This is a genomic window from Aeromicrobium stalagmiti (genome assembly GCF_013283745.1).
Classification (GTDB): Bacteria; Actinomycetota; Actinomycetes; order Propionibacteriales; family Nocardioidaceae; genus Aeromicrobium; species Aeromicrobium stalagmiti.
Genome location: NZ_JABSTZ010000001.1, coordinates 1,393,313 through 1,409,948 on the forward strand (window position 1 = coordinate 1,393,313; position 16,636 = coordinate 1,409,948).

Annotated in this window: 16 protein-coding genes; 12 read left to right on the forward strand and 4 right to left on the reverse strand. The window is 71.7% G+C overall.

The window, feature by feature from the left end; genetic code table 11:
- Nucleotides 1-19: 19 nt before the first annotated feature.
- Together HQK15_RS06815 and HQK15_RS06820 are read left to right on the forward strand one after the other, a co-directional pair.
- On the forward strand, nucleotides 20-922 hold the full coding sequence (locus HQK15_RS06815) for an ABC transporter ATP-binding protein (RefSeq protein ID WP_173490622.1): 903 nt from the start codon (nucleotides 20-22) through the stop codon (nucleotides 920-922).
- Entirely contained in the window at nucleotides 919-1,977 is a 1,059-nt protein-coding gene (locus HQK15_RS06820; RefSeq protein ID WP_173490623.1) for an ABC transporter permease, read from the forward strand. Before HQK15_RS06815 ends, HQK15_RS06820 begins: the two co-directional genes overlap by 4 nt.
- Nucleotides 1,978-2,002: 25 nt before the next feature.
- On the opposite strand, the gene HQK15_RS06825 is transcribed toward HQK15_RS06820, so the two are convergent.
- A complete protein-coding gene (locus tag HQK15_RS06825) occupies nucleotides 2,003-2,272 on the reverse strand; it encodes a PLDc N-terminal domain-containing protein (protein WP_173490624.1) in 270 nt (89 codons plus the stop codon).
- 69 nt (nucleotides 2,273-2,341) lie between these two features.
- Between HQK15_RS06825 and HQK15_RS06830 the strand changes: the two genes are divergently transcribed.
- Together HQK15_RS06830 and cds1 are read left to right on the forward strand one after the other, a co-directional pair.
- On the forward strand, nucleotides 2,342-2,608 hold the full coding sequence (locus HQK15_RS06830) for a DUF4229 domain-containing protein (protein ID WP_173490625.1): 267 nt from the start codon (nucleotides 2,342-2,344) through the stop codon (nucleotides 2,606-2,608).
- Nucleotides 2,589-3,683, forward strand: a complete 1,095-nt coding sequence (gene cds1, locus HQK15_RS06835; RefSeq protein WP_173490626.1) for an L-cysteine desulfhydrase Cds1 — start codon at nucleotides 2,589-2,591, stop codon at nucleotides 3,681-3,683. Before HQK15_RS06830 ends, cds1 begins: the two co-directional genes overlap by 20 nt.
- A 30-nt stretch (nucleotides 3,684-3,713) precedes the next feature.
- Here the strand turns inward: cds1 and HQK15_RS06840 are convergent, their stop codons facing one another.
- Complete coding sequence (locus tag HQK15_RS06840) at nucleotides 3,714-4,220, reverse strand: metallophosphoesterase family protein (RefSeq protein ID WP_367649082.1); 507 nt, start codon at nucleotides 4,218-4,220, stop codon at nucleotides 3,714-3,716.
- A gap of 1 nt (nucleotide 4,221) precedes the next feature.
- Nucleotides 4,222-5,106, reverse strand: coding sequence for a 1,4-dihydroxy-2-naphthoate polyprenyltransferase (locus HQK15_RS06845; protein ID WP_173490627.1), 885 nt, complete (start codon nucleotides 5,104-5,106; stop codon nucleotides 4,222-4,224).
- A gap of 77 nt (nucleotides 5,107-5,183) precedes the next feature.
- On the opposite strand from HQK15_RS06845, the gene HQK15_RS06850 reads away from it, so the two are divergent.
- Both HQK15_RS06850 and HQK15_RS06855 read left to right on the forward strand, forming a co-directional pair.
- On the forward strand, nucleotides 5,184-5,744 hold the full coding sequence (locus HQK15_RS06850) for a hypothetical protein (RefSeq protein WP_217361363.1): 561 nt from the start codon (nucleotides 5,184-5,186) through the stop codon (nucleotides 5,742-5,744).
- A complete protein-coding gene (locus HQK15_RS06855; protein WP_367649083.1) occupies nucleotides 5,741-6,769 on the forward strand; it encodes an AMP-binding protein in 1,029 nt (342 codons plus the stop codon). The genes HQK15_RS06850 and HQK15_RS06855 overlap by 4 nt, the downstream gene beginning before the upstream one ends.
- Before the next feature lie 42 nt (nucleotides 6,770-6,811).
- Here the strand turns inward: HQK15_RS06855 and HQK15_RS06860 are convergent, their stop codons facing one another.
- Nucleotides 6,812-7,465, reverse strand: a complete 654-nt coding sequence (locus tag HQK15_RS06860; protein WP_173490628.1) for an SDR family oxidoreductase — start codon at nucleotides 7,463-7,465, stop codon at nucleotides 6,812-6,814.
- 64 nt (nucleotides 7,466-7,529) lie between these two features.
- On the opposite strand from HQK15_RS06860, the gene HQK15_RS06865 reads away from it, so the two are divergent.
- The 6 genes from HQK15_RS06865 (at nucleotide 7,530) to HQK15_RS18825 (ending at nucleotide 16,529) form a co-directional block, all read left to right on the forward strand.
- Nucleotides 7,530-8,447 carry an o-succinylbenzoate synthase gene (locus HQK15_RS06865; RefSeq protein ID WP_217361364.1) on the forward strand — a complete coding sequence of 306 codons (918 nt, stop codon included), beginning with the start codon at nucleotides 7,530-7,532 and terminating at the stop codon, nucleotides 8,445-8,447.
- Entirely contained in the window at nucleotides 8,444-10,024 is a 1,581-nt protein-coding gene (menD, locus tag HQK15_RS06870) for a 2-succinyl-5-enolpyruvyl-6-hydroxy-3-cyclohexene-1-carboxylate synthase (RefSeq protein ID WP_367649084.1), read from the forward strand. The genes HQK15_RS06865 and menD overlap by 4 nt, the downstream gene beginning before the upstream one ends.
- 69 nt (nucleotides 10,025-10,093) lie before the next feature.
- Nucleotides 10,094-11,677: a GMC family oxidoreductase gene (locus tag HQK15_RS06875; RefSeq protein ID WP_173490630.1), complete on the forward strand. Its 1,584-nt coding sequence runs from the start codon at nucleotides 10,094-10,096 to the stop codon at nucleotides 11,675-11,677.
- On the forward strand, nucleotides 11,674-13,191 hold the full coding sequence (locus tag HQK15_RS06880) for an aldehyde dehydrogenase family protein (RefSeq protein WP_173490631.1): 1,518 nt from the start codon (nucleotides 11,674-11,676) through the stop codon (nucleotides 13,189-13,191). Before HQK15_RS06875 ends, HQK15_RS06880 begins: the two co-directional genes overlap by 4 nt.
- A gap of 216 nt (nucleotides 13,192-13,407) precedes the next feature.
- A complete protein-coding gene (locus HQK15_RS06885; protein WP_173490632.1) occupies nucleotides 13,408-13,581 on the forward strand; it encodes a hypothetical protein in 174 nt (57 codons plus the stop codon).
- Nucleotides 13,578-16,529, forward strand: coding sequence for a helix-turn-helix transcriptional regulator (locus HQK15_RS18825; RefSeq protein WP_173490633.1), 2,952 nt, complete (start codon nucleotides 13,578-13,580; stop codon nucleotides 16,527-16,529). Before HQK15_RS06885 ends, HQK15_RS18825 begins: the two co-directional genes overlap by 4 nt.
- The last annotated feature ends 107 nt before the right edge of the window (nucleotides 16,530-16,636 follow it).

Genomic DNA, 16,636 nt, shown 5'->3' on the forward strand with positions numbered 1-16,636 from the left:
GCTGGCCTAGGGTCGAGCCATGGGGGTAGAGATCAGGGCCGAGGGTCTTGTCATGACGTACGGCGACGTGCGCGCCGTCGACGGGGTCAGCTTCACGGTGGCGCCGGGCGAGTTCTTCGGGCTCCTCGGGCCCAACGGTGCGGGCAAGACCACGACGCTCGAGATGGTCGAGGGGCTCCGCAAGCCCCAGGCCGGCTCGGTGCGCATCGACGAGCACGAGCCCTGGAAGCGGGAGCCCGCGCTGCAGCGGCGCATGGGCGTCCAGCTGCAGTCGTCGTCGTTCTTCGAGCGGCTGACGGCGCGCGAGCAGCTCGACACGTTCGGCGCTCTCTATGGCGTCGCCGCCGGACGCACCGACGAGATGCTCGAGCAGGTGGGGCTCGTCGACAAGGCCGACATCCGCACCGAGGACCTCTCCGGCGGCCAGAAGCAGCGCCTCTCGATCGCGTGCGCGTTGATCCACGATCCTGAGGTCGTGTTCCTCGACGAGCCGACTGCGGCCCTCGACCCGCAGGCGCGGCGCAACCTCTGGGACGTCCTGCGCACGATCAACGACTCCGGGCGGACGGTCGTGCTGACGACGCACCACATGGACGAGGCCGAGGTGCTCTGCGACCGTGTCGCGATCATGGACTCCGGCCGGATCCTGGAAATGGACACTCCCGCAGCTCTCGTGAGGGGGCTCGACGCGCCGGTGCGCATCAGTCTCGCCCCCGGCACCCTGTCGGCCGACGACGCGCGGGCAGTGGCCGGTGACGACGCCGTGGACACCGACGAGTCGGGGACGACGATCACGACCCGTGACCCGTCGCGGGTGCTGAGCGACCTCGCCAACCGCGACGCGCTCGCGGGGCTGAGCGTCAAGGGGGCGTCGCTCGAGGACGTGTTCCTCGAGCTCACCGGACGGGAGTACCGGGCATGAACGCCTTCAGGTCGCTCGCCCGGGCCATGCTCAAGGGCTTCTTCCGCGACAAGATGGCGTTCTTCTTCGCCGTGATCTTCCCGCTGATGTTCCTCGTGCTGTTCGGTGGCATCTTCACCGACCAAGGGGCGTCGAAGTCCGAGGTCATCCAGATCGGTGCGGTCCCGGTGCTCGACGACACACCCCGGGAGGTCAAGGCCTCCCTCGCCGAGAGCCTCGAGATCACGACATCGTCCGACGAGAAGGACGCCATCGAGCAGGTCCGCAAGGGCGACGCCGACGCGGTGATCTCCCAGCGGGGCGACGAGCTCGTCGTCCGCTACTCCCAGGCCGACCAGGTCAAGGCCGCCACGGTGCAGGGCACCTTCCAGGCGATCGTGCAGTCGGCCAACATCGCTGTCACGGGCGAGGCTCCGCGCTTCAGCCTCTCGACCGACCAGGTCGAGGACGACTCGCTGAAGCCGATCCAGTACTACACCCCGGGCCTGATGGGCTGGGCGATCGCGTCCGGCGCCACGTTCGGTGCAGCGACCAACCTCGTCGTCTGGCGCAAGAACGGGCTGCTCAGGCGCCTGCGCCTCGCCCCGATCCCGACCCGTTCGGTCGTGACGGCCCGCGTCGCGGTGTCGATCGCGATCGCGGTGGTGCAGGCGGCGATCTTCCTCGGCGTCGGCGTCGCGCTGTTCGGGCTACGCCTCACGGGGTCGTGGCCGATGATCGTCCCGCTGCTGGTGTGCGGCACGCTCGCCTTCATGGCGATCGGCCTGCTGGCGGGGGCCATCGCCAAGAGTGAGGAGGCCGCGGTCGGCATCGCCAACTTCGTCGTGCTCCCGATGGCGTTCCTGTCGGGGTCGTTCTTCCCGCTCGACGGCGCGCCGGGCTACGTCACGGCGATCAGCAAGGTGCTCCCGCTCAAGCACCTCAACGACGGCATGCTCGACACCATGGTCCGCGGCGAGGGTCCGGCGGCGGCACTGCTGCCCATGGCGATCCTGCTCGGCTTCGCGATCGTGGTCACCGCGATCGCGAGCCGACTCTTCCGCTGGGACGACTGACCGGTCGGGCCGGCGGTCGCCTGGGCTAGAGGCCGCGCAGGTAGTCGGGGTCGTCGTCAGGGCCTCGCGGCCCGGGCGGCGGCGTCCATCCGCCGGTGTTGCGGGGCTTCGGCGGGGCGTCCTTGATGTGGCCCCAGAAGATCCACAGCAGCGGACCGGCCACCGGCACCAGCAGGATCACGAGCCAGACGATCTTGGGAAGCAGCCGGGCCTGGGCCTTGGGGGTGGCGATCAGGTCGAACACCGCGTACACGAAGAGAACCACGCCGAGTGCGACGAGAACAGCCTTGCCCATGCCTCCACCGTATCGGGGTGTTCACAACCGGCAGGGCGTGTGGCTGGCGCGACGGTTTAGGCTGGCGCCATGAAGGCTTTTTGGACCTACACCCTGGCTCGCTTCGCCGTCCTGGCCGTGGTGTTCGCCATCGTGTGGTTCGCTGCGCCGATCTGGTTCGAGCGCACCGAGATCGTCAACATCTTCGTGCTCCTCGTCTCGCTCGTCATCTCGTCGGTCATCTCGATCTTCCTGCTCGCCGGGCTGCGCGCGCGGCTCGCCGAGGACGTCCACGCCCGTGCCGAGCGGATGACCGCACGGATCGAGGAGTCCCGTCGTGCCGAAGACATCGACTGAGAGCCGCGACTGGATCGCCGAGGCGATCCGCCGCGTCGACGCCGACGCCAACCGCAGCGCCGACACGCACCTGCACGTCCTGCCGATCCCGGTGCCGGGCATCGACCTCTATCTCAAGGACGAGTCGGTCCACCCGACCGGCAGCCTCAAGCACCGTCTCGCGCGGTCGCTGTTCCTCTACGCCCTGTGCAACGGCTGGATCGGCCCGTCGTCGACCGTCATCGAGGCGTCCAGCGGGTCGACCGCGGTCAGCGAGGCCTACTTCGCCCGGCTGATCGGCCTGCCGTTCGTGGCCGTGATGCCCGCCTCGACCAGCACCGAGAAGATCGCCCTGATCGAGTTCTACGGCGGTCGGTGCCACCTGGTCGACGACCCCGGCACGGTCTACGACGTCGCCCGCCAGTTGGCCGTCGACTGCGGCGGGCACTACATGGACCAGTTCACCTACGCCGAGCGGGCCACCGACTGGCGGGGCAACAACAACATCGCGGAGTCGATCTTCGACCAGCTGTCGGCCGAGCCGCACCCCTGCCCCAGCTGGATCGTGGTCAGCGCGGGCACGGGTGGCACCTCGGCGACGATCGGCCGTTTCGTCCGCTACCGCCGCTTCGCGACCCGCATCGCGGTCGCCGACCCCGAGAACTCCGCGTTCTACGGCGGCTGGGAGCAGGACCGTTCCGACGTCACCACCGACACCCCGTCGCGCATCGAGGGGATCGGTCGCATGCGCGTCGAGCCGTCGTTCGTCGGCGGCGTCATCGACGACATGGTCAAGGTGCCCGACGCCGCGTCGATCGCGACGATGCGCTGGGTCTCGGCGATCCTCGGGCGGCCGGTCGGCGGCTCGACGGGCACCAACGTGTGGGCGTCCCTCGAGCTGATCGGCGACATGCGCGAGGCCGGCGAGGTGGGCAGCGTCGTCACGCTGCTGTGCGACGGTGGCGAGCGCTACGCCCACACCTACTACGACGACGCGTGGCTGGCCGCCAAGGGCATCGACATCGCGCCCTACGTCGCGGCGCTCGACGAGTTCTCCGCCACGGGCGTCCTGCCCGTCGTCACCAACGGCGCCTGACGGCCCGACCTCGGTGACGAGGGCTGCCGGTCACGGGGCCGCAGGGGTGACCGGCACGATGTCGACCGACACGATGCGTCCGTCGTCGACGACGACCCGGGCCATCGTCCCGCGGGGCTGGCGGCGCTTGTCGGTCGGCGACCCGGGGTTGAGCAGACGCTGACCGTCCTGCTCGGTGTCCCACGGGATGTGGGAGTGGCCGAACACGACCAGGTCGGCGTCGGGGAACCGGCGCCGCATCCGGGCGGCACGCCCCTGCTTCGGGCCGGAGTCGTGGATCATCGCGACGCTGACGCCGTCGAGGTCGAGCTCGAGGGTGTCTGGAGCACCCCAGGCGCGGACGTCGTCGCCGTCGTTGTTGCCGGCCACGACGTGCACGGGTGCGTACGCCGCCAGCTCGTCGAGCACCGAGGGCAGGCAGACGTCGCCGGCGTGCAGGATCAGGTCGACGTCGCGCAGCTGCTCGGCGACCGCATCGGGCAGCGCCTTCCAGAACCGGGGTGCGTGGGTGTCGGAGACGACGGCGACGCGCAGCACGTCAGGCGCCGATCGCGAGACCGATCGCGAGACCGGCGGCATAGACGAGCTCGGCCAGGCCGGTGTCGCGCAGCACGGGGATGAGGGCCATGCCCTGGGCGCCCGAGGCGACGACGGAGGCGCCACGGCCGATCAGGGGCAGGGCCGCGAGGCCCAGGAGGGCCCACGGGGTGGAGAAGGCGGCCCAGACGAGCATCCCGATCGCGACGACCATGAGGACGCCGTAGAGGCGACGGGTCCCGGCCTCGCCGAGCACCACGGCGAGGGTCTTCTTGCCCGTGACCGAGTCGGTCGGGATGTCGCGCAGGTTGTTGGCGACGAGGATCGCGCAGGCGAGCGCGCCGATGCCGATCGATGCCGCGATCGCCGGTGCGGTGATGTCCTCGATCTGGACGTAGGCGGTGCCGAGCACGGCGACGAGCCCGAAGAAGACGAAGACGCTGACCTCGCCGAGCGCGCGGTAGCCGTACGGCGAGGGGCCGCCCGTGTAGGTCCAGGCGGCACCCAGCGCGGCGACCCCGACCAGCAGGAGCCACCAGCTGGAGGTCGCGGCCAGCGCGAAGCCGAGCGCGCCACCGAGGCCGAGGAAGAGGAGTGCAGCTGCCTTGACCCGCCGGGCCGGCACGAGCCCCGATCCGACGAGCCGCAGCGGGCCGACGCGGTCGTCGTCGGTGCCCTTGATGCCGTCGGAGTAGTCGTTGGCGTAGTTGACGCCGATCTGCAGCGCCAGCGACACGCCGAGGGCCAGCAGGGCCTTCCACCAGACGACGGAGTCGGCGAACGCCGCCGCGCCGGTGCCGGCCAGGACCGGAGCCACGGCGGCCGGAAGGGTGCGCGGCCTCGCTCCGGCGATCCAGAGCTGGGCGGGGGAGAGCGAGGCGGTCATGACCGACCAGTCTGCCACCCATATGCCATGTCAACCTCCAGTTGACGCCATTTGGGTGTCAAGATAGCGTTGACGGCATGACGATCGATGACGCTGAGTTCTCGGACCTCATCGCGCGTGCCGTCGCGCGGCTCGACCCCACGTTGGAGCGTCGGCTCGAGAAGGAGCCCCAGGCGCACCTCGACCTCGTGGTCATCACCCGGCGCGCCCACGACGAGACCAACCAGCTGCTGGCCGCTGCCGTCTCGTCGGCGCGGGCGGCGGAGTGGAGCTGGGAGGCGATCGGCACGGCGCTGGGGATGTCGCGCCAGGCCGCGCAGCAGCGGTTCGGCAAGCGCCCCGAGCCCATCCCCGGCACGACGGAGCACCGCCAGCTCGTCGGCCTCACGGCGCTCAACGAGATCGACCAGCTCAACGAGTGGGGTCGCCACGGCTGGCACTCGGTGGGCTACGGACCCCTCTTCCACGACGTGGAGAAGTCGCCCGTCCAGTGGGAGCACCGCCGGGCGGTGATCGGCAGCCGCAAGGCCAAGGACCTGGAGGCCAGGGGGTGGGAGCGCATCGGCACGATGTGGTTCCCGTGGACCTATCTCAAGCGTCCGATCGACCTGCCCGCCGTGCCGGGTGAGCCTGCGTGACCGGGCTGCGGCCCGTCGCCGGCGACCCGCGCGACGTCTTCGCCCTCGTCGTGGACTGGGTGCGCGAGGGCGGCGACCCGGTCGTGATCCGCACGTCCGGCAGCACGGGCGAGCCCAAGGACGTCGTGCTGTCGCACGCGGCGATGCTGGCCTCGGCGCAGGCCAGCCTCGAGCGCCTCGGTGGTCCCGGTGGCTGGCTCCAGGCGATGCCCGTCACCGGCGTGGGCGGCCTGCAGGTGCTCGTGCGGTCGGCGCTCGCCGGCCTCGAGCCGGTCTATGCCGCCGACCACGCGTCTCTCCCCGAGGCGATCCTGGCGATCCCCGGAGACCGTCGCTACGCCTCACTGGTGCCGACGCAGGTGCACCGGCTGCTCGAGAGCGGCTCGGCCGACCTGTTCCGGTCGCTCGACGCGCTCCTGATCGGCGGCGCCGCGGTGCCGCAGGACATGCTCGACGCCCTGGCGGACGTCACGGTCGTCCGCACCTACGGGATGAGCGAGACGTGGGGCGGGTGCGTCTACGACGGCGTGCCGCTCGACGGCGTCGAGCTGCGCATCGACCACGACGGTCAGGTGCTGATCTCGGGCCCCGTCCTGTTCGACGGCTACGCCGATGCCGCTGCCACGGCTGCCGCGCTGCAGGACGGCTGGTTCGCGACCTCCGACCTCGGTGAGATCGTCGACGGTCGGCTGCGGGTGACCGGACGATCGGACGACGTCGTGATCAGCGGCGGCGTCAACGTGCCGCTGCCGGCGGTGACCCAGGCCCTGCGCGGGCTCGCGGGCGTCCGCGACGCCGTGGCGCTCGGCGCCAAGGACGAGGAGTGGGGTGCGCGCGTCGTGGCGTACGTCGTGCCCGCCGATGCGGTGTGCCTCGACGGCCTCCGGCTCGACGAGCTGCGCGACGCCGTCGAGGAGGCGGGCCTGCCGCGCAGCTGGGCCCCGCGCGAGGTCGTGCTGCTGGACGATCTTCCGTTGCTGCCCGGCGGCAAGATCGACCGCCGGGCCCTGCAGGGCGGCACCTGAGCGGCGACCCGGACTGCGGTGTCGCTCAGGTGCTCGCTGCGATCAGGCAGCGGCGACCGCGTCGGCGATCGGGGTGGACCCGCCGACGACCTCCCACTGCTTGCCGTACGTCGTGGGGTCGGCGACCACGGCCGCGATCAGCGCGGCGACGTCGGCGCGAGGGATCTCGCCCCGGTCGACCTCCTCGGCGAGCTCGACCGAGCCCGTGCCGGAGTCGTCGGTGAGTCCGCCCGGCCGGATGATCGTCCAGTCGAGGTCGCTGTCGCGCAGCGCCACGTCGGCGTCGCGCTTGGCCTCGACGTACGCCTTCCACACCGGCTGGGTGTCGTCGGGCAGCGGCTCGTCGACGCTGATCGCGGAGATCTGCACGAACCGGCTGACACCGGCTTTGGCGGCACCCTCGATCGACTTCAACGAGCCACCGAGGTCGACGCTCTTCTTGCGGTCGATGTCGCCGTCGGCGCCTCCGCCGGCCGCGAACACGATGCCGTCAGCACCGGTGAAGGCATCGGCGAACGCGTCGCTGTCGGACGCCTCGATGTCGAGGAGGACGACCTCCGCGCCGGCGGACTCGAGCTCGGCGGCGTGGTCGGGGTTGCGGACGAGGGCGACGGGCAGGTGGCCGGCGTCGACGAGGAGGGGGATGAGGAGGCGGGCGATCTTGCCGTGGCCTCCGACGATGGCAATTCGGCTCATACCTCCACCGTAGGTCGGTGGCGGTAAGTTGCCAGTCGTGCAGCCCCGTACCTTCGCGATCCCCATGCCGACGACCTTCCGCGGCATCACCCGGCGCGAGGGCATGGTGCTCGAGGGCCCGGCGGGCTGGGCGGAGTTCAGCCCGTTCCTCGACTACGACGCCCGTGAGAGCGCGCCGTGGCTCGCCGCCGCGATCGAGTCGGCCGGGCGGGAGTGGCCCGCGCCGCTGCGCGACCGGATCCCCGTCAACTGCACCGTGCCGGCGGTCGGACCCGAGCAGGCCGCGGCGATCGTCGCCCGAAGCGGCTGTGGCACGGCCAAGGTCAAGGTCGCCGAGAGGGGCCAGACCCTCGCCGACGACATCGCGCGGGTCGAGGCGGTCCGCGACGCCATCGGCCCGCGGGGCAAGGTGCGGGTCGACGCCAACGGCGGCTGGTCCGTCGACGAGGCGGTCAGCGCCGTCGCAGCACTCGAGCTGGCGGCTCACGGGCTCGAGTACGTCGAGCAGCCCTGCGCCTCGGTCGAGGACCTCGCCGTCGTACGTCGCAGGGTCGGCGTGCCGATCGCTGCCGACGAGTCGATCCGCCGGGCCGACGACCCGTTCCGCGTCGTCGAGCTCGAGGCGGCCGACATCGCCGTCCTCAAGGTCGCGCCCCTCGGTGGCGTCCACGCGAGCCTGCGCATCGCCGAGCAGATCGGACTGCCGGTCGTGGTCTCCAGCGCGGTCGACACGTCGATCGGTCTCGCGGCGGGTCTGGCGCTGGCCGCCGCGCTGCCCGAGCTGCCCTATGCCTGCGGTCTCGCGACGACGTCGCTGCTCGACGGAGACGTCGTCGCGGCGCCGCTCGTGCCGGTCGACGGCTTCCTGCCGGTCGGGCGCCAGGTGCTCGACCTCGACGCCTACAGCGCCGTGGCCGCCGACGGCGAGACCGACGCCCGTTGGCAGGCCCGGCTGTCGGCCGTCCGCGCGGTGCTGGCGTGAGCGCGACGCAGGACTCCCGCAGCCTCGTCGGGATGCTCCACCAGCTCGGCGTGCGTGAGGCGGTGCTCGCGCCGGGGTCGCGGTCCGGACCGCTGGCGCTGGCGCTCTGGCAGGCCGACCAGCAGGGCATGGTCAGGCTGCACGTCCGGGTCGACGAGCGGGAGGCCGCCTTTCTCGCCCTCGGCATGGCGAAGGCGTCGCACCGGCCCGTGCCGGTCGTGACCACCTCGGGCACCGCGGTGGCCAACCTGCACCCGGCGATGCTGGAGGCGGTGCACGCCAAGGTGCCCCTGATCGCGATCACGGCCGACCGCCCCGCTCGCCTGCGCGGCACCGGCGCCAACCAGACCACCGAGCAGCGCGAGATCTTCCCGGGCGTCAGGTTCGTCGCCGACCCGGACGACATCGTCGAGCTGATGGCGGGAGACGGTCCCGGGCACCTCAACCTCGAGCTCGACGAGCCGCTCGTCGAGCCCGTCACGGGTCCCATCGAGGAGGGTCGACCGGCCGAGCACCCGCGCCGTGGCCCCCTGCGCGACCACGTGCTCGACCTCGGCCCTCGCACCGTCGTGGTGGCCGGTGACGACGCTCGTCAGCCCGCCCGCATCCTGGCCCGCGACGCGCACTGGCCGCTCCTGGCCGAGCCCAGCTCGGGGTCGCGCAACGGAGAGGCGCTCGTGGCCTACCGGCTGCTGCTGGCCCACTCCCCGCTGGCCGAGCAGGTCGAGCGGGTGATCAGCCTCGGGCACGCGACGCTCACGCGGCCGGTCACGCGGCTGCTCGCACGCACCGACATCCCGATCGTGCACGTGGGCGACCAGTCCACCTTCCCGGTGCCTGCCGGCCCCAACGTGACGTTCGTGTCGCCGCTGGACGCCCGTGTCGCCGTCGACGGTGCGGACGACCCGGCCTGGCTCGACGCGTGGAAGGTCGCCGACGACGCCGCCACCGCTGCTGTCGACGCCGCGCTCGACGGCACCACCCCCTACGACGTCGCGCAGGCCGTCAACGCCGCCGTTCCCCGGGGTGGGCTGCTGTTCGTCGGCTCCTCGAGCCCCGTCCGCGACCTCGACCTGGTGGCGCGCCCCTACGTCGTCGGCGAGAAGCGCCTCATCATCGCCAACCGCGGGCTGGCCGGCATCGACGGCGTGCTGTCGAGCGCGATCGGTGCGGCGCTGGCCCGTCCGTCGACCCGCGCGATCGCCTACGTCGGCGACCTGACGTTCCTGCACGGCAGCAACGGTCTGCTGATCGGTCCTGACGAGCCGCGTCCAGACCTCACGATCGTCGTCGCCTCGGACGACGGCGGCAGCATCTTCACGACCCTCGAGCAGGGAGCCCCGGAGTACGCCACGTCGTTCGAGCGCGTCTACGCGACCCCGACCGGCGCCGACCTCGGTGCCCTCTGCGCCGGCTACCGAGTGCCGCACCGGCTGGTCGACGCCGCCGACCTGGCGGCCGCGCTCGCCGAGGACGTCGCCGGCATCCGGGTGCTCGAGGTGCCCGTCGACAGGACAGTCCGTCGCGATCTCGACGCGCGGATCTCCGCCTCCGTGAAGGCCGCCCTGCAACCCTGACACCGGTTGTGTCATCGTCATACCCGCAGTAGGTTTGTGTCCCACGTCACGTGCCGTCGAGAGGGAACCATGGCTGACGAGAGCTACGACTACATCGTCATCGGATCGGGCAGCGCGGGCGGTGTCGTCGCAGCCCGACTGACCGAGGACCCCCAGGTGAGCGTCCTGCTCCTCGAGGCAGGTCCCGCGGACGACGACGAGATGATCCACATGCCGCTGGGCTTCTCGACGCTGTTCAAGACCAAGTGGGACTGGGGCTACGAGACGACGCCGCAGAAGCACCTCGCCGGACGGCGCGCCGACTGGCCGCGCATGAAGGCCCTCGGCGGCTGCTCGTCGATGAACGCGATGATCTACATCCGCGGCAACCACGCCGACTACGACGAGTGGCGCGACGCCTACGGCGCGACCGGCTGGGGCTTCGACGACGTCCTGCCCTACTTCAAGAAGGCCGAGGGCAACACCCGCCTCGGCGACCCGTTCCACGGCACGAAGGGTCCTCTGCACGTCGAGGACCGCAGCTACAACCACGAGCTCAGCACGGCGTTCATCGAGGCAGGTGTCGCAGCCGGGCTCAAGCGCAACGACGACTTCAACGGTGCCGAGCAGGAGGGCATCGGGCTCTATCAGGTCACGTGCAAGAAGGGGCGTCGCTGGTCGGTCGCCGACGCCTACATCCACCCGGCGGAGAAGCGTCCCAACCTGACCGTGCTGACCGAGGCCTTCGTCACCAAGATCGTGCTGGAGGGCACCCGCGCGGTCGGCGTCGCGTACGTCCGCGGCGGCCAGGCGCACGTCGCGCGGGCCGGTGCCGAGGTCGTGCTCAGCGGCGGTGCCATCAACAGCCCCCAGCTGCTGATGCTCTCGGGCATCGGGCCGGGCGCCCACCTGCGCGAGATGGGCATCGACGTCGCGGTCGAGTCGTCCGGCGTCGGGCAGAACCTGCAGGACCACCCGGTCTCGGGCATCCTCACCTACACCAAGGACACGTCCGACGTCGCCGAGATGCTCGGTCTCGGCAACCTGATCAAGTGGCGCGCCACGGGCAAGGGGCCGCTGAGCTCCAACGTCGCCGAGACCGGTGCGTTCTACGCCTCGCGCGACGACCTCGACGTGCCCGACATCCAGCTGCACGTCGCCCCGACGGGCTTCTACGACAACGGCCTGCACGAGCCGACCCGGCGCGCGTTGACGACCGCCGTGACGCTCGTCAACGTCCAGAGCAAGGGTCACATCAAGCTGCGATCGGCCGACCCGACGTGGCACCCGGAGATCGAGCCGGGCTACTTCGACGACCGGGCCGACCTCGACGCCATGATCAGCGGCTACCGCCGGGCGTTCGAGATCCTGCGCGAGGGACCCATCGCCAAGTTCCTCGAGGCTCCCTGGGTGCCGGCATCGTCCGACCCCACCGACGACGAGATCATCGAGGCGATCGGCTCGCTCGCCCAGACGCTCTACCACCCTGTCGCGACCTGCGCGATGGGCACGATCGAGGGCAGCGTCGTCGGCCCCGACCTCAAGGTCCACGGCGTCGAGGGCCTGCGCGTCGCCGACGCGTCCGTCATGCCGCGGGTGCCCCGCGGCAACACCAACGCCCCGACCATCATGATCGGCGAGAAGTGCGCCGACCTCATCAAGGAGAACGCATGACCGCCACCCTCGAGCCGACCGCCGCGCCTGACGCGCCGGTCGCGACGTTCGACTCGCTCAACCCCGCCAACGGCGACCTCGTCGGCACCTACCCGATCGCGTCCAAGGCCGAGGTCGACGCCGCGGTCGCCCGCGCCCGCGAGGCCGCGGGCTGGTGGGGCAACCTGACGTTTGCCGAGCGCGCCGAGCACCTGCTCACGTGGCGCAGCGTGATCACCCGCCGCATCGCCCAGCTCGCCCACCTCTCGCACCTGGAGACCGGCAAGCCGCACGGCGACGCGCAGCTCGAGATCGTCCTGGCGATCGACCACATCGCGTGGGCCGCCAAGAACGCCAAGAAGGTGCTCGGCCCGCACAAGGTCTCGTCCGGCCTGCTCATGGCCAACCAGGCCTCGACGGTCGAGTACAAGGCGCTCGGCGTCGTCGGCGTCATCGGGCCGTGGAACTACCCGGTCTTCACCCCGATGGGCTCGATCGCGTACGCGCTGGCGGCCGGCAACACCGTGGTCTTCAAGCCGAGCGAGTACACGCCGGGCGTCGGCCAGTGGCTCGCCGACACGTTCAGCGAGGTCGTCCACGGCCGGGCCGTGCTGCAGGTCGTCACAGGACTCGGCGAGACCGGCAACGCGCTGTGCACCGCCGACGTCGACAAGCTCGCCTTCACCGGATCGGGCCCGACGGGCAAGAAGGTCATGGCCGCGTGCGCCCAGAACCTCACGCCGGTCATCATCGAGGCCGGAGGCAAGGACTCGCTGATCGTCGACGAGGACGCCGACATCTCCAAGGCCGCCGAGGCGGCGCTGTGGGGCGGCATGTCTAACGCGGGCCAGACCTGCATCGGCACCGAGCGGGTCTACGTGCACGAGAGGGTCTTCGACCAGTTCATGGCCGAGATCCTCGACCAGGCCAAGGGCCTGCGCGCCGGCGCCGACGCGGGGGCCAAGATCGGCCCGATCACGATGCCGTCGCAGCTCGGCATCATCAAGAGCCACATCGACGACGCGATCGCCAAGGGCGCCACCGTCGCGCTCGGTGGAGCCGACGCGGTCGGCGAGCGGTTCGTCCAGCCGACGATCCTCACGCACGTGCCGGAGGACTCCACCGAGATCACCGAGGAGACGTTCGGCCCGACGCTCGCGATCAACCCCGTCGCGAGCATGGACGAGGCGATCAGCCGCACCAACGCGACGGCCTACGGCCTCGCGGGTGCCGTGTTCTCCAAGAAGCAGGGCATGGAGATCGCGCGCCAGATCCGTTCGGGCATGACGTCGGTCAACTCGGTGATCGCCTTCGCCGGCGTGCCGACCCTGCCGTTCGGCGGCGTCGGCCAGTCGGGCTTCGGGCGCATCCACGGGCCCGACGGGCTCAAGGAGTTCACCTACGCCAAGGCGATCACGCGGCAGAAGTTCAAGCCCGTCATGATGCTGACGTCGTTCACCCGCGACGCCAAGACCGACGGCAAGGTCGCCACGCTGATCACGCTGATGCACGGGGGCAAGAAGACCCTCAAGTAGGGCGCGCGGCTCCTTCGTCGCCGCTCCAGCGGCTCGTTCCTCCCCGCTGCCGGGCTGCGCCCGGGCGCCTGCCGGCGCTCGCTGGCGCTCGCTCGACCTGAGGCTCGGGGAGGTCTGGATGCAGGGGTCTGAGGTAGGCGGGGTCTGAGGTAGGCGGCGCGAGCATAGGGCGTTCGCCCGATGTGGCGGCCTACCTCAGGCGCCGAGGCTGGACGCATGATCATCGACCCGCTGACCTTCGTCCCCCTGGAGCTGGACCGTCGCCTGGCGGCCGCCCGCGCTGCGCAGGCGTACAGCGAGCGGGCGGGCGCTGCGGGACGGCGCAGGCCCCGGCGCAGCCTCGTGCTCCGCCTCGCCGCCTGGGCGACCGGCCGCACGGTCCATGCATGAGCCTCGAGGTGGTCGAATCGTCGGTCGCGTCCGCCATGATGGACTCCATGGCGAACGACCGGGCACCCTCGACGCCGCTGGTCGGACGAGGCCGTGAGCTCGACCAGCTGCTGGGCTATGCCGGGCTGGGCGATCCCGACGTCCGCGACGTCGTCCTGCTCGGCGGTGACGCCGGCATCGGCAAGACCCGGCTGCTGCGCGAGCTGGGCATCCGTGCCCGCGAGGCCGGCCACCGCGTGCTCGCCGGTCACTGCCTCGACCTGGGCGACAGCTCGTTGCCCTACCAGCCGTTCGCCGAGGCGTTCTCGTCGCTGGGCGATGCCGAGCGCGTCGGGCTCGCCGAGCGGTTCCCGGCCCTCGCACCCCTGCTGCCGTGGCCGTCGCCGGCACCTGGACCGGGCGTCGAGCGGGCCGAGCTGTTCGCGTCGGTGGTGGCGGCGCTCGACTCGCTCGCGGTCGATCAGCCGCTGCTGCTCGTCGTCGAGGACGCCCACTGGGCCGATGCCTCGACACGGCACCTGATCCGTTATGTCCTCGCGCAGGGATTCCACGAGGCGGTCCACGTCGTGATCAGCTATCGGGCCGACGACCTGCACCGCCGGCACCCGCTGCGTCAGGCCATCGCCGAGTGGGTGCGCCTCGCGGGGGTGCGGCGCATCGAGCTGGAGCCCCTCGACGACGCAGACGTCGCCGATCTCGTGCGCGTCCGGGCCGCCGCCGAGCTGCCGCCCGACGAGCTCCACGCCGTCGTGCAGCGGGCGGCGGGCAACGCGTTCTTCGTCGAGGAGCTGCTCGACGCCGGTCTCGCCGACCGCTCGTCGGCGCTGCCCGAGACGTTGAGCGACCTCCTGCTGGTGCGCCTCGAGCGGCTCGACGACGAGGCACGCCGGCTCGTACGGGCCGCGTCCGTCACCGACGGTCGCGAGGGCTTCGCGGCCCTCGCCGCGGCCGCGGGCCTCACCGAGGCGGAGCTCGACGCCGCGCTCGGGTCTGCCGTCGACCACAAGGTGCTGCGTCGCATCGGCGCCGACGACTACGCGTTCCGCCACGCCCTGCTCGGCGAGGCGCTGCGCGACGACCTCCTGCCGGGGGAGCGGCGTCGCATCCACGCGGCGTTCCTCGCCGCGCTCGACGACAGCGCACCGGCGGCGACCGTCGCCCGGCACGCCTCCGCGGCCGGTGAGCACGAGATCGCGTTCAGCGCGACGGTCAGGGCGGCCGAGCAGGCGAGCCGCGTCGCGGGCTACGACGAGGCGGCGCAGCACTACGAGCACGCGCTGGCCCTGATCGACGCCGCGCCTACGGGCACCGACGAGATCGACCTGGTCATCGACGCCGCCGACGCGCTGGTCACCTCGGGCCAGATCCTGCGCGCGCTCGAGCTGCTGCACGACCAGCTGACCCAGCTGACCCAGCTGCCCACCGACACGGGTCGCGACTGCCACGGCAGGCTTCTGGTCGCGATCGGCAACACGACCTACTACGGCAACCTCGACGCCGAGTCCCAGCAGGCCAGCATCGAGGCCGCGCGGGTCGTGCCCGACGAGTCGACGGTGCTGCGGGGCGAGGTCGCCGCGCTGCGGGCGCGGACGCTGGCCAACCGCCGCCAGGACGCCGAAGCCGTCCAGTGGGGTGAGCGGGCCCTCGCGATCGGCGAGCAGCTCGGGTCTGCTGACATCATCTCCGACGCCAAGGCGACGCTGACCCGGCTCATGGTGCGCTCCGGCAACGACCCGGCGAAGGCCAAGCTGGCGTTCCGAGAGCTGATCGAGGGCTCCCGCGCCGCCGGCCACGTGCTGGGCGAGCTGCGGGGCCTGCACCAGATGGCCTTCGTGCACCTCAACGCCGGCGAGCTCGACGAGGCGGAGTGGGCATTCGGCGAGGCTCGGCGGCGGGCCGACGAGACCGGTTGGTCATTTGGGCCCTACGGCTTCGACGGTCGATTCTTCGGCGCACTGCTGGCCTACATGCGGGGCCGGTGGGACGAGGCGCTCGAGCTATGCGAGGGCGGGCCCGGCACCCCGGCGATGTTCGAGGCCTACCTGAGGGCGATCGCCTTGCTGGTCGCGGCCGGCCGGGGCGAGATCGAGCAGGTCGAGCGCACCTTGTCGTTGCGGTCGATGTGGCGCCACGAGATGGCCTCGTCGATCCACAGCAGCGCCTCGCTCATCGAGCTGTACGGTCTCGCGGGCGATCTCGTTGCCGCGCGGCAGACGCACGACGCGCTGGTCGAGCTGGAGACCAAGGCCTGGGACGAGCCGCTGTTCCCGGGCCGCATCCGCATCTCGGCCCTGCTGGTCGCCCACTACGCGACGGCGCTGCCCGCCCTCCAGCGCGCTGATCAGGCTCCGCTGCTCGAGCACGCGGCCGAGCTCGCGGGCATCGTCGACGAGGTCGTGGCCGACAACCCGCTCCTGGGGCCTGAGGGGCTCACCTGGCGGGCACGTTTCGAGGCCGAGCACGCTCGGGCGCGCTGGCTGGCCGGGGTCGCCGATCCGGATGCCGCCCCGGATGCCACCGAGCTGGCGGCCAGGTGGCGCGCGGCGCTCGACGGCTTCGTCGCCCTCGACGACCCGTACGAGACCGCTCGGTCGGCGACCCGGCTCGCGGCCGTCCTGCTGACCTCGGGCGAGGAGGCCGAGGGGCGCAGGCTCCTGCAGGAGGCCCGCGACGTGGCGCAGCGGCTCGGGGCGCGACCCTTGCTCGCCGAGATCGAGTCGCTGGGCGGTTGGCGTCCCCGGCTGGTCGACGTCGACCTCACGCCCCGCGAGCGCGAGGTGCTCCAGCAGGTCGCCCTCGGCCGCAGCAACGGCGAGATCGGCACGCGGCTGTTCATCAGCACCAAGACCGTGTCGGTGCACGTCTCCAACATCTTGGCCAAGCTGGGCGCGGCCGGGCGCACGGAGGCCGCTGCGATCGCGCGCCGCAAGGGTCTTCTCGACGACTGACGCCCACCCCTCCCGCCTCGGCAGGTGGATCTGCAACCTCATCGCGGCGGACCCCGGCCGGGCAGGTGGATCTGCAACCTGTCACGCCGTCTTGAGGTGGAGGATCC